Annotated in this window: 11 protein-coding genes and 1 CRISPR repeat array; of the genes, 6 read left to right on the forward strand and 5 right to left on the reverse strand. The window is 49.1% G+C overall.

Annotated elements, in window-relative coordinates; all coding sequences use genetic code 11:
- The first annotated feature begins 32 nt into the window (after positions 1–32).
- From JMI88_RS33720 to cas6 (JMI88_RS33735), 4 genes are all read left to right on the forward strand, one after another.
- The gene (locus tag JMI88_RS33720) at positions 33–1,073 is read left to right on the forward strand and encodes a DevR family CRISPR-associated autoregulator (protein WP_201366427.1); all 1,041 of its coding nucleotides are present in this window, start codon (positions 33–35) and stop codon (positions 1,071–1,073) included.
- A gap of 3 nt (positions 1,074–1,076) precedes the next feature.
- A complete protein-coding gene (locus JMI88_RS33725) occupies positions 1,077–1,832 on the forward strand; it encodes a hypothetical protein (protein WP_201366428.1) in 756 nt (251 codons plus the stop codon).
- On the forward strand, positions 1,820–2,824 hold the full coding sequence (cas6, locus tag JMI88_RS33730; protein WP_201366429.1) for a CRISPR system precrRNA processing endoribonuclease RAMP protein Cas6: 1,005 nt from the start codon (positions 1,820–1,822) through the stop codon (positions 2,822–2,824). Before JMI88_RS33725 ends, cas6 (JMI88_RS33730) begins: the two co-directional genes overlap by 13 nt.
- A 172-nt stretch (positions 2,825–2,996) precedes the next feature.
- Complete coding sequence (gene cas6, locus JMI88_RS33735; protein ID WP_201366430.1) at positions 2,997–3,992, forward strand: CRISPR system precrRNA processing endoribonuclease RAMP protein Cas6; 996 nt, start codon at positions 2,997–2,999, stop codon at positions 3,990–3,992.
- A 471-nt stretch (positions 3,993–4,463) separates the two neighbouring features.
- Here cas6 (JMI88_RS33735) and JMI88_RS33740 read toward each other — a convergent pair whose 3' ends face one another.
- Together JMI88_RS33740 and JMI88_RS33745 are read right to left on the reverse strand one after the other, a co-directional pair.
- Positions 4,464–4,862, reverse strand: coding sequence for a winged helix-turn-helix domain-containing protein (locus tag JMI88_RS33740; RefSeq protein WP_201366431.1), 399 nt, complete (start codon positions 4,860–4,862; stop codon positions 4,464–4,466).
- A gap of 444 nt (positions 4,863–5,306) precedes the next feature.
- Positions 5,307–7,933: a CRISPR direct-repeat array (repeat unit 37 nt; unit sequence CTTACAGTATCCTCATTCGGATCGTCAGCTCTGCAAC).
- Between the two features lie 307 nt (positions 7,934–8,240).
- A complete protein-coding gene (locus tag JMI88_RS33745) occupies positions 8,241–9,428 on the reverse strand; it encodes a CRISPR-associated protein Csx3 (RefSeq protein WP_201366432.1) in 1,188 nt (395 codons plus the stop codon).
- 61 nt (positions 9,429–9,489) lie between these two features.
- Here JMI88_RS33745 and JMI88_RS33750 point away from each other — a divergent pair, with 61 nt between their 5' ends.
- On the forward strand, positions 9,490–9,999 hold the full coding sequence (locus tag JMI88_RS33750) for a CRISPR-associated ring nuclease (RefSeq protein ID WP_236023185.1): 510 nt from the start codon (positions 9,490–9,492) through the stop codon (positions 9,997–9,999).
- Positions 9,996–10,349, forward strand: a complete 354-nt coding sequence (locus JMI88_RS33755) for a LuxR C-terminal-related transcriptional regulator (RefSeq protein WP_201366434.1) — start codon at positions 9,996–9,998, stop codon at positions 10,347–10,349. The genes JMI88_RS33750 and JMI88_RS33755 overlap by 4 nt, the downstream gene beginning before the upstream one ends.
- Positions 10,350–10,511: 162 nt before the next feature.
- Here the strand turns inward: JMI88_RS33755 and csx15 are convergent, their stop codons facing one another.
- The 3 genes from csx15 to JMI88_RS33770 form a co-directional block, all read right to left on the reverse strand.
- Complete coding sequence (gene csx15 / locus JMI88_RS33760; protein ID WP_201366435.1) at positions 10,512–10,895, reverse strand: CRISPR-associated protein Csx15; 384 nt, start codon at positions 10,893–10,895, stop codon at positions 10,512–10,514.
- Positions 10,895–11,956, reverse strand: coding sequence for a putative CRISPR-associated protein (locus JMI88_RS33765; protein WP_201366436.1), 1,062 nt, complete (start codon positions 11,954–11,956; stop codon positions 10,895–10,897). The genes csx15 and JMI88_RS33765 overlap by 1 nt, the downstream gene beginning before the upstream one ends.
- Positions 11,957–11,983: 27 nt before the next feature.
- Positions 11,984–12,199, reverse strand: a 216-nt coding sequence (locus JMI88_RS33770; RefSeq protein WP_236023184.1) for a hypothetical protein, incomplete at its 5' end; no start/stop codon positions are given.

A 12,199-nucleotide genomic window follows, 5' to 3' on the forward strand; every position in this document is an offset into this window, starting at 1 on the left:
TCAATTATCGCTTTTGCAGAAGGAGCTAGCAGATGCCATTACCTATTTATTCACTTTCTATCGCCGCTAGAGCTATTCTTGACACCCATAGCCTCAATAACGAGGGAGGCGAGGGGAATCAGATTCAAACACGAATGCTGGATATTCTTGACTATAAGGGCACACTTCATAATGTCAATGCCATTTCTGGCGATATGCTCAAGCACATTCAGACGGAACACTTGTTTGCAATCGCTCGCGAACAGGGATGTGCGCTTTGCGCAGGGTGTCAGCAATTTAGTGCCAACCGTATCAATGCAGATGAAGCTTGGATGGCACATATCAAAGAGAAGAGCGATGTTGAGGCGCTTGATAGTTTACTGACTACCTGTGTCATGGACGATCTCGCTGGTATTCTGGTCACCGCAGGAGGACGTTCTCTCCCACGCAAGTCGGTTGTTGAATTTGGTTGGGTTCTTGGGCTACCAGAGACAACGCATACGGATAATTACTTTCACGTCAAATACGCGAATGAACGCAGCGATGCGCAGCGTGAGCGTGATGCAACGCGTCGCGTGAGAGAGAACAGAGAGACAAAAGAGAAAACCGGAGGTGGGAATCTCCAACAAGCTATCTTCCATCGTCCTACATCCAGTGGCATCTACGCCTTTGTGTGTAATGTGGAGTTTGCTCGGATTGGCTACAATGATATCGCACAGCGCTATACTCTGAGCGAAGAAGAACGTTTACGCCGGGGACAATTACTTCTACAAAGCGTGCTCTACACATTTGTCCAGTTGAACGGAGCAATGCGCTCCACACAACTCCCGCATTTAGTCTCGCTCGAGGGCGTTCTCTCCTGGAGTACCAAGGTGCAGCCAGCACCGCTTGTAAGTCCGCTCATGGGAGGTCAACAGGACCGCGAGACGTATCGGTCACAGACTGCAGCACTTGCAAAAGCGCTCGGAGATGAAGGGACGATCCAAGCGGTGAACTTTGAATCTCTCGCAGGCTTTGCCGAGGAGATGAGCACATTGCGGAAGAACGCTCAGCCATTCACTTTGCGTGTGAATAGCTCCAGAATGGACGGATAAAAAATGTGGTACGTAGCAGCTTATCAACAAACAGCGCTGTTCTCTCTGCGCCAATCGCTTTCTACGAGTTCTGGAGAAACAACGTTGCTTATCCCCACTCCATTTGCACTCAAAATGGCACTCCTTGATGCTGCGATCCGTACACAGGGGAAAGAGCAGGCAACCCTCCTCTTTCCCATTCTTCGTGATTTACAAGTCGCAGTGCGATTACCAGAACAGATGGTCATTATCAAGAGTTTTCTGAAAATTGTTCGACCAAAAAAGCACGGATCATCAGATGACACAGGAAGCGGGCTGCAAACTCCATTGGGATCAAGTATCGCAAATCGGGAGTTCGTTTTCTATAGCGAACCATTTGGGCTTGCCCTCTCAACACAGGATAGCAACTCATTATCATATGAACTTGTCCAGTTACTGGCCCAAATCAATTACATCGGAAAGCGAGGAAGCTTTATCCAGTTGCTCAGCGTGCCGCAACAACAGGAGCGCTTGGATGAGCAATGGACCGTGCTTACCACACCTCAAACACGTTTTTTTATGGACGGAACACTCCAGATGCTTGATGATTGCGGAGCAAAGCTTCGTTTTGAACAAGTAGATGTGACTAGCGGAATTCGCCTCGTAGTAGGAAAGGATCGCATTCAACGCGCAATTGTTTTGCCATGTCGTCAAGTACAATATGGCCGGGGGTTTACCCTTTTTCAACACATACATGCGAGTGAGATCCGAGAGGGAGACAGCGCGACATGGCAGAGTTAACAATCTACCCCCTCCTGTTTCATACGCAAGTGACTACGCCATTAGAACTAGACAAACATAGTGGCGCAGCATTACGAGGAAATCTTTTTGCAGCCGTCTGGCAACGTTTCTGTCACAATAAAGCAGCACCGTCGTGCGCGGCCTGTCCACTCCATACCATGTGCCCAGTGAGTGCTCTGGTTGCACCGCTGCGTGAAGAGCATATACGGGGGCGTGATATTCCACGCCCCTATATTCTTCTTCCCCCGTTAGAAGGGAATCGCCGCATGGAGCCTGGCGAGACACTAACGTTCGGCCTCACACTTTTCGGAAACATCATTGCACTGTTCCCTTACCTCGCCTTGATAATCAACTCGTTAGAAATTGCGGGATTGGGAAAACGTCTGCCTGATAATCGTGGACGACGAGGAACCTTCAAGATCCAACATATCGAGGCATATAACCCGGTCAACGGCACACGACAGACGCTCTCTCAAGCGGGGAAACAACACATAGAGACACCAACGCTTCATGTCACACGAGTCGATGTGAAGCAACGAGCAGCAACATTATCAGCAGAACAAATCACGATCCGTTTCCTTACTCCTACGCGTTTACAGCATGAAAAAGGCCTGGTTCGTGATCCAGCGTTCCAACCGTTGGTTGCACGCTTGCTCGAGCGCCTTGCCTTGCTTGAACAAGAATATGGGCAGGGAGACGGTTTGAGTCCCAGCCAGCAGTGGAAAGAACTGATGCACTTGGCAAGCGAGGTCATTTGTACGAACAATCAGACGCATTGGGAAGATGTAGGCAGCTACTCTAGCCGCACCCGGTATATGACTCAAATTGGGGGGATCTGTGGCTCAGCAACATTTACGGGCAATTTAGCCCCATTTCACGAACTATTGGTATGGGGAGAGATGGTGCATGTGGGCAAAAATGCCGTGAAAGGGAGCGGTTGGTATCGCATTGAGAGCTCACCAAATCGGATAAACCACGAAAAGCCACAATAGATCTACCAGAAAAAGGAATACCATTGGCAAAGTATTCAGCGATTGTTCTTTCTGTGCCAATGAGCGATACAAAAGCATGGCAAGCAAAGCTACCCGTTCTCCTCTTGTGAGAAATGATCCACAACGTTTTTGTACGCTCTTTAATAAGCAGAAGTAGAAAGAGAGACATAGGATGCAGAACATGCTTCGATCCGCCGAGCTCACCACGACCCATCTCTGGTTTACCGTACGCGCCACCACCCCGCTAGCTCTGGACATGTATAGCGGGGCTGCCCTGCGTGGCAGCTTCTTTCACGCGCTCTGGAGCCGCTTCTGTACCAACAAGAGCGCCACTACCTGCGCGGCCTGTCCGCTCAATGAGATCTGCCCGGTCAGTTCGATCGTCGCCCCGCTGCGCGAAGATAACGTAGGAGGTCAGGATATCCAGCGCCCCTACGTTATCATCCCGCCACGCGAAGGCGCGCATTATTATCAACCTGGAGACATATTCTCCTTTGGCCTGACGATCTTCGGCCACATCGTCAACCTGCTCCCCTATATCATGCTGTCCATCTCCGAACTAGAGGGGGAAGGGCTGGGGCAGCGCCTCGACGAAAACAACGGCCGCCGTGGACGCTTCCACGTTGAGCAGGTAGAGGTCATCCATCCTTGGACCCAGCAGCGCCAGACTATCTACACCGCCGGCAATACCGTAGTCAACGCTCCCATCATCAGCATCAATGTCGCCGACTGCATCGACCGGGCCGCACAGCTCGACCATCGTAGCATTACCCTGACCTTCCTCACACCCCTCCGCCTGGTCGATCGCGAACACCTCGTCAAACGTGCAGACCTGCGACCACTCCTGCAACGTCTGCTCGAACGCTACTACGCCCTCGAACGCCACTATGGCAACGTCGAACTCGTCCTCAACAAAGAGGACCGGGACCACCTCCTCCAGCAGGCCGAAGCCATCACCTGCAGCAATGACCAGACCACCTGGCAAGATCTCCGCAGCTACTCCAACCGCCAGAAGCGCGCCACCCCCATCGGCGGACTCATCGGCCAGGCCACCTTCACTGGAGACCTCACCGAACTTCTCCCCTACCTCCTCATCGGCGAACTCATCCACGTCGGCAAAAATGCCGTCAAAGGCAACGGCTGGTACCAGCTCGAAGCCAGCCACTAATTTGAAAAAAGGAGCGTGTAAAGGGCAATCTGTAAAATATAATTGCCCTCACACGCTCCCTTTTCACTACTCCTAACGCCAATTATGAAGATATCCGTCTATACCTGGCTTTCCTTGCACTCCGCTTTTTCGACTTCAAAAACCGCCGACCAGTTGTCTCAGTATAACGCTGTGCTTGCAACCTACGCTGCTTAGGTGTCAGTTCAGTTACACCATGACGCTTCTTCAACCAATTCCCCAGCCTCCCAACACCCACACAACAAACACTAACAGCCAGAACAACCGCCACGCCGCCAAGAATATACAACCAGGCCATACACCACCTCATCAGAAAAACAAATGCATCAATATCAAAAATCCACACACATCAATATAACTTCATTATCACAATCTCATCTGGCCACATCCCCTACACGCCCCCCTTTACGAGGTCGGTGATATTCTCTTAAACACTACAATATCTTCCTATTATTACTCGGGGAAACGATAGGGTTCTCCGCGGCTACGCTGATCCAAAAAATGGAGTAACATGTGAAACCCAGGCTGTTCTGCGATAACTGTGTAAAGAGTTGGATCACCTACCAGCGTAAATTCTATCTTATTAGCGTGTTGATTGCGTACCCGTATCAAATCAAGAGGGAATGCTATACCATCAATTAGAACATACGCAAGCCTTGGTTTGTAGGTTGCAGGTACCTCTGGCATGCCTACTATAGAAGATTCGTTAACAACACCTTCTCGGCAAAGTAGTTGGAGTGCGGCTTCCACAAGCAGAAGATCCCATCCTGTCTGGTCCGCAATATCGCGTGCAGTCAAACGCCCATTTCTCTCAAGATGATAATAAATCTGGTGCACAATTCCTGTATGCATAATCGAATCCTTTCCACGAATACATATCTCTACTGCTACCACATTCTCACAATCAAATCCAGCCACTCGAACTAAAACGCTTCACTGGTACAGATTATTCTCTCTACTACACGTACGCCAGTGATCTACTTGATGTCCGAAATATAGACTTACAATATCCTCTCACGGATTGTTGCCTCTGCAACGTCTCCTCGAAGAGGAACCACGCGCTGCCCCCCAGCAACTTACAGTATCCTTGTTCGGATCGTTAGCTCTGCAACAAAGGGGTACACCATGGCCCGAAAGTCCGTCACAATAGCTTACAGTATCCTCGTTCGGATCGATACCTCTGCAACTTGGTTATCTGACCACGGCGCAACAACAAACAGCACTACTTAATCCTCGTTCGGATCGATACCTCTGCAACGTCACCCAGGTCGAGACCAAGTATGGCAGGAAGAACGTCTTACAGTATCCTCGTTCGGATCGATACCTCTGCAACGCCTAAGAACATCGGTCAAGCCCTGGTTATGCGCAACTTACAGTATCCTCGTTCGGATCGATACCTCTGCAACTCAGTTACCAGTATGATATCAACAGCGCCTACCCTAACCTTACAGTATCCTCGTTTGGATCGTTAGCTCTGCAACAAACGCGAATTGTTAAAGTTGCAACGAGATATTATTGACTTACAGTATCCTCGTTCGGGTCGTTAGCTCTGCAACATGGAGATGATGAACCAGGATCGATTGCCTCCTGTTCTTACAGTATCCTCGTTCGGATCGTTAGCTCTGCAACAGCCAGAGCGCTTTCTTACTTTGCATCAATTGGAAACTTACAGTATCCTCATTCGGATCGTCAGCTCTGCAACGTCTTAGGCTCGTCCTCCTGGCCCTCGTCCTCCTCCTGCTTACAGTATCCTCATTCGGATCGTCAGCTCTGCAACATATCTGCTTGCGCGGTCGTTCGCGATAGTATTCACTTACAGTATCCTCATTCGGATCGTCAGCTCTGCAACAACTGACCAGCGCCAACACCTTGCAGGTCAGCTACGTTCTTACAGTATCCTCATTCGGATCGTCAGCTCTGCAACACTGGCGCCACAAAGCGCAAGCTCTACCGCACGAAAGTCTTACAGTATCCTCATTCGGATCGTCAGCTCTGCAACGTCGTCGCGTGGTTGCGCGAGGGAGAGCGACGATATTCTTACAGTGTCCTCATTCGGATCGTCAGCTCTGCAACATTGCCTCCCTTGCTGGTGCTGTCCTCCCTTATACCTCTTACAGTATCCTCATTCGGATCGTCAGCTCTGCAACTTGCAAGGTTGAAACCATCAACCGTTCTTCCAAAGCCGCTTACAGTATCCTCATTCGGATCGTCAGCTCTGCAACTCTCGCAGCGTTGAGCCATCAGTACACACGAAGTCGCTTACAGTATCCTCATTCGGATCGTCAGCTCTGCAACCTGCCCGATCCAGTTGACAATACCGTTGACCATATCGCTTACAGTATCCTCATTCGGATCGTCAGCTCTGCAACGGTCCGACCACAACATCTTGCGTGATGTCCAGCGTGTTCTTACAGTATCCTCATTCGGATCGTCAGCTCTGCAACCTATTTAATGTGTGCTAATGCCCATGAGTCACCTAACTTACAGTATCCTCATTCGGATCGTCAGCTCTGCAACTTATGGAGGTCCCGGCCTTTGATGCCGGCTATGCCATCTTACAGTATCCTCATTCGGATCGTCAGCTCTGCAACAAACGGACTGCTGTGATACCGAGTATGCCGTAAAAATCTTACAGTATCCTCATTCGGATCGTCAGCTCTGCAACCCACTATGCTATTAATGATGCACAAGTGCACTATGACTTACAGTATCCTCATTCGGATCGTCAGCTCTGCAACGGTTGACCCTATCGCCTCCCGCTACGGGGTCCCTACCTTACAGTATCCTCATTCGGATCGTCAGCTCTGCAACTGTTATTGGCGTAGTTCTGTACTTACATTGGAGAAACTTACAGTATCCTCATTCGGATCGTCAGCTCTGCAACCCATCTTTTTTAAGAGCCGATCCTTTAATGAAATGATCTTACAGTATCCTCATTCGGATCGTCAGCTCTGCAACCCATCTTTTTTAAGAGCCGATCCTTTAATGAAATGATCTTACAGTATCCTCATTCGGATCGTCAGCTCTGCAACCGCGACCATTACCCTGGTAGCCCGGCGTGATCCCGAAGCTTACAGTATCCTCATTCGGATCGTCAGCTCTGCAACACCAGGCATAGCTAGCCAACCCATCTGCCGGATGACCTTACAGTATCCTCATTCGGATCGTGAGCTCTGCAACCTGGTGCTCATTGGAGACACGACATCCCATTAAACCCCTTACAGTATCCTCATTCGGATCGTCAGCTCTGCAACGTGATGATCTTCTTTTTGTGCGGATCTGCGGGTAAAGCTCTTACAGTATCCTCATTCGGATCGTGAGCTCTGCAACTGTTGTCTTGGTTACTCCGCCTTTCACGTTCGTAAACTTACAGTATCCTCATTCGGATCGTCAGCTCTGCAACGCATCCATCGGACATTTCAGAAGACTTTTTAATAGAAACTTACAGTATCCTCATTCGGATCGTGAGCTCTGCAACGTTAGAAGGGGATGAGCTCAGTTTTTACTACGAACATCTTACAGTATCCTCATTCGGATCGTGAGCTCTGCAACAAGTTGCGGGTATGGGGAACGTTAGGGTACGAGCTCTTACAGTATCCTCATTCGGATCGTCAGCTCTGCAACCCTGACCTTAGATTACAGATGAGCGACGAAGAAAAAGGCTTACAGTATCCTCATTCGGATCGTGAGCTCTGCAACCGAAGAGTTAAAACAGGTACATATGAGTAAAAGAAAGCTTACAGTATCCTCATTCGGATCGTCAGCTCTGCAACCCCGGGTATATTTAAGATATTCATGCTGCGCTACTTATCTTACAGTATCCTCATTCGGATCGTGAGCTCTGCAACCCGCATTGACTGCATACGTGGCACCTGTACCGGCTGCACTTACAGTATCCTCATTCGGATCGTGAGCTCTGCAACCGAAGGTGGTGTGCGCGGGGCAAGTGGATAGATTCTCCAAAATTTGGTTGCAGGGCGGTTTGTTGGGCTTCTCAGGGCGCCGCTTCTTCTCTATTTATAGGGTATTTTGCCACTTCTGTCAACCCGTTTCGAAAATCGTTTTTTGTTTAAAAATGGCGTCGATTTTCGAGAGGTTTTTGTGCATTTCAATGCATATTACCGGCATTATTAGGGCGCCAATAGTCCTGATAATGCCGGTTCATGTCGGGCGACCAAACGATTTTCGAAATGGCTCTTTCTGAGGGCCTTTCAGGCTGTGGTCGCCGCTTTAGCTGCTGGCATTTGATCGCTTTCTGTTCAGAGATGGCATGTCGAGCAGGTCGCCGGGCTGATAGCAGTCGGTGCGTGAGTAGACAATGATGGCTTTGTTCATTGATGCATAATGGGTGGCAAGCCAGGGTATGTGCTGGTCGCGATAATGACGGACAACGGCGGTCAGTAGCCAGTAGGGAATGCGACCGTCGATGATCAGTCCTTGCTCAGAGGATATAGGAGGTAGTGGAAAGGGCTCTGGCTGGAAGTATTCCAGACGCGTCGTGGGAATCTGGATGCTCACAATCGTGGCTATCTCGGAAGTGTACACATCTACCCGCGCATCGGGATGTTGCCTGGCGCTCGTCTCGACGGCCAGGGGCTGGGCCCAGCCAAACTGCAAGCTGGGATCAAACTGGGTAAGCGGTTGCTGGCCCGTGGCAGCCGCGGCCGCGGCATAGACCCACAACGGTGCCGCGCCATAGAGTGATAGAGGAGTGCCAGTCGGCAGGTTAGCGAGCAGATGGGGTAACATTTCAGGCTGCCAGCGCTCTCTGGAAGAAACAAAGGTGTGCAGATTGATCAACTCACCAGTCGCCTGCTGAAAGAAGGACTGCTCCAGATCGACAGGCGTATACGAGCGGAAGAGCGTCGCGACGAGCTCTACCAGCTGCTCAAAAGCCGGGCCATGCTGTCTCTCCAGATGGTGCCGTTCTAGGCCGGTAATCGTTCCCTCCAGGATCGGCTTCAATCTGGTGATCTGCGCCTCCTTTTGCTGAACGGAATAGAGCTGAGCCAGCGGCACCACGCCATTTTCCTGGATGAAGCGCTGCCACATCGCTGTATCATCTGGCTTATCCTCGCGCAACAGCAAGATCGCGTGCGTGCAGCGGCGGAATAGTTGCAGTTGGGTACCACGCGGCCGGCCTCCCATATCGACAAGAAATGGCAGACAGCGATGCTCAATATCCTGCGTGATACGCTCTACAAAGCTTGGCGGCCACTCCGTCTTGACGCTCAAGCGGATCTGGCTCACCGTCTCTGGCTCTCCCTCCTGCGACCAGTTCCCTTCTCCATCCAGGCATGCACGAATGGCATGATGAGGAATATGACGCTCACGGAGCGCATGTGTTAGACTATAGAAAAGTACCGATTTACCGGCATGTGGTGGACCACCAATCAGAATGGCGGGTAAGAGATTCATACGCGCAACAACTCCTTTTGTCTCTAATAGAAATATGAAAGGTAGGAATGGGCTCGTGTCAATGCATCCTCATGTTCTTCTGGCAACGCTAGGCGGCCAGCCTCAGGTCGTCACCTTTACCCTGGACCTCCTGCTCAAAGAATTCCCCATCAGCACCGTAATGGTGCTGCATCCCAGTACAACCACCGAAAAGCTCCAGCGCTCATACAACCAGTTGCAGGCAGAATTTACTGGTGACCACTACTCCGCCGCCGGGCGCACCATTCACTTCCGTCCACAGGTCCTAAGCATGGATGGTGAGGCTATCGAAGACATTGTTGATGATCTGCATGCCGATGCCACCCTGGAAACCATCCATCAAGTGATTACTGATCTTAAGCGCCAGGGATACCACATCCACCTCTCCGTAACCGGTGGCCGGCGCCTGATGGCTCTGCTCGCCATCTCGGTTGCCGCCCTCAACTTTGATCGCCACGACCATATCTGGCATATCTATACCCCTGAAGAAACCGTAGCCCAGGCCAAGAATGGCGCCCTCATGCATGTGCCCCCGAAGCAGGCGTCAAATTGATTCGTGCCCCCTTTATCACGCTCGGAGCCTACATTCCACCCGCCAATACTCCATTCAAAACAGCCGAACAGGAGCAGCAAGATCTCCTGGATCAACAAGAACGAGAGCGCTGTCAGAGTGTGATAGATCAAGCCACGCCCAGTCAGTTCAGGGTTCTCAAAGCCTTCGCCAGAGGACTACGCACCTCACAGGTCGCGGAAGAGCTCTCTATCAGCGAAGCCACTGTCCACACCCACAAGGGCGTCCTGCTTCAATATTGCCGCAGCGCCTGGAGCATTCCACTCACCGAACCCATGGACTACCACTTCTTCTACCAAAAATTCAACAACTACTTCGATAACAACAACTAAAGGAAGTATAGCCATTACCACCACAAAACACATCATCAATCCTGTTGAATCTATTCATTAGATTCAAGTATAGATAAGTAGCACTGGACAGAATAAGACCAGAGAGAGCCATTGCAGTGTAACAATAGCTCTCTCTGATATTTTGCTAAAGTAAAAATAGGTTTACTGGCGCTTGAGGCGTGCCTGTTCGCGGATATTTTGCAGATTGAGGATTTCGGCTACTTCAAAGGTGGTGATAGGACCGTGTTTTGGCCGCATGCGAATAAGAGACGGAAAGTGACCAATGCGACCATGAAGCATGGCCAGCAGCACAAAGGCTGCCGACGCATAGCCCGGTGGATTGATCAAAAGCTCGCGCGTTTGCCACTCCTCTGATGTTAACTGAACCGCATCGACAATAGCAGCGAGTTGAGGCTCTAGTGGCTCTCCCTGATTGATCTGAACAGCGACAGTTTTTACTTCCTCGATGGCTTGGCCTGCAAGTATTTGAATTTGCTCTTTTTGTGGTTCTGTAAGCGGATGAGAAAAGTTAAGAATGACAACCATTATTCGATCCCCAATAATTCCTGAATTTTTTGAGCGACTTTTAGAGTTTGTGGTTCACCTTCAGCTGTCGTGTGTATCTGGATCTTTGCAGCTTTCCCCTTCTCTGATAAATAAACTTCAATGGAACCATTAGGATAATAGTGTCCCATACGTGGCTTGCTTACATTTGCAAAATGCTTTGCAATAACTAATTGTACACAATCGAGTTGCGCAATTTTTAAACATTCCTTTTCTGTCCATTTAGGGAAATCATGACCATGATTAAGAATAGAATGCGCAATTTTGTCCTCGATATTGGGAACATCTACAGCAGCAGGCCATCCAACTTTTTGAGCCTCACTTATTTGTTGATCGAATTTTTTGGTGAGTATTTCTCCTGCAGGGGATAAAAGAATATATCCCTCTTCAGGAGGTGCCAGAAGTGACTCTATAAAACCTCGATCTGGCTCTGAGATTGATTTAAGCCGTTCATTGACTTCTTCATATGTATGGGCATCTGCTCTTAACCACTTAAAAAACCACTTATATGAATGAAGTAAGCTTGTATCCCAATCTAAGGCTACTGGATTGAATGTCACAACCTTGTGAAATGTCTCATAGAAATATTTTACAGGAATCCTATAAATCATTCCAATCATTGTGCTGTACACAATTTGCGCTTTCAACCCAGCTGTAGCATTAATAATAACTTCTTGCTGTGTATCTTGTGCCTTTTTCACTTCAGCCATAAGCACATCAACTAAATTTCGTATACCACGATTTTCAATTTGATCTTCATCATTTTGAAAACGTAGCTCAATTAGCTTTACTTCAAAACCACGACACTCAAAAAAATCACCCAATATCTCTGCACAATCAACTGCTTCACTTGTTTGAGTGTGTAAAAAAACAAGGCTATCTTTCTGCTTTGCAAAGGACAAAAGGGAATTTATCTCAGCTGAAGCACGGTTTGGATCAGACTGTACAAACTGTTTCATTTCTTCTTTGCTAGGTGCCCGATTGTTCTTATGCTTAAAGTTGAGAAATATTGAAATTCCTGTTGTTGTGAGAATTACAGTCATGGCACTATCCCCCTTCACAAACAAGTCTCATTGTAAACTTCTTATCAGCTCTTGATACCAGGCTTTTTTCTGCTTGAGTTGGGTGTAACCGGTTTGCTCAATCTTTTCGATGATTACTTTGGCGATAATGCGTTTGTCGTCGTCGGTTTTGAGTTTCAGCCACTCCTCATATCTTTGTTGTATCTTTGGATTGACCTCTATCTGCGGCATATCCTGGATCTTCTTTTTAAGTTCTTTGCCTTG

The sequence above is a fragment of the Dictyobacter formicarum genome (assembly GCF_016587435.1).

Excerpts from the sequence above, each read along its gene's own strand:
- JMI88_RS33745 (WP_201366432.1), bottom strand. The coding sequence starts at position 9,428 with ATGAATCTCTTACCCGCCATTCTGATTGGTGGTCCACCACATGCCGGT.
- JMI88_RS33740 (WP_201366431.1), bottom strand. The coding sequence starts at position 4,862 with ATGCATACAGGAATTGTGCACCAGATTTATTATCATCTTGAGAGAAAT.
- cas6 (WP_201366430.1), top strand. The coding sequence starts at position 2,997 with ATGCAGAACATGCTTCGATCCGCCGAGCTCACCACGACCCATCTCTGG.
- cas6 (WP_201366429.1), top strand. The coding sequence starts at position 1,820 with ATGGCAGAGTTAACAATCTACCCCCTCCTGTTTCATACGCAAGTGACT.
- csx15 (WP_201366435.1), bottom strand. The coding sequence starts at position 10,895 with ATGGTTGTCATTCTTAACTTTTCTCATCCGCTTACAGAACCACAAAAA.
- JMI88_RS33720 (WP_201366427.1), top strand. The coding sequence starts at position 33 with ATGCCATTACCTATTTATTCACTTTCTATCGCCGCTAGAGCTATTCTT.
- JMI88_RS33725 (WP_201366428.1), top strand. The coding sequence starts at position 1,077 with ATGTGGTACGTAGCAGCTTATCAACAAACAGCGCTGTTCTCTCTGCGC.
- JMI88_RS33765 (WP_201366436.1), bottom strand. The coding sequence starts at position 11,956 with ATGACTGTAATTCTCACAACAACAGGAATTTCAATATTTCTCAACTTT.
- JMI88_RS33750 (WP_236023185.1), top strand. The coding sequence starts at position 9,490 with ATGCATCCTCATGTTCTTCTGGCAACGCTAGGCGGCCAGCCTCAGGTC.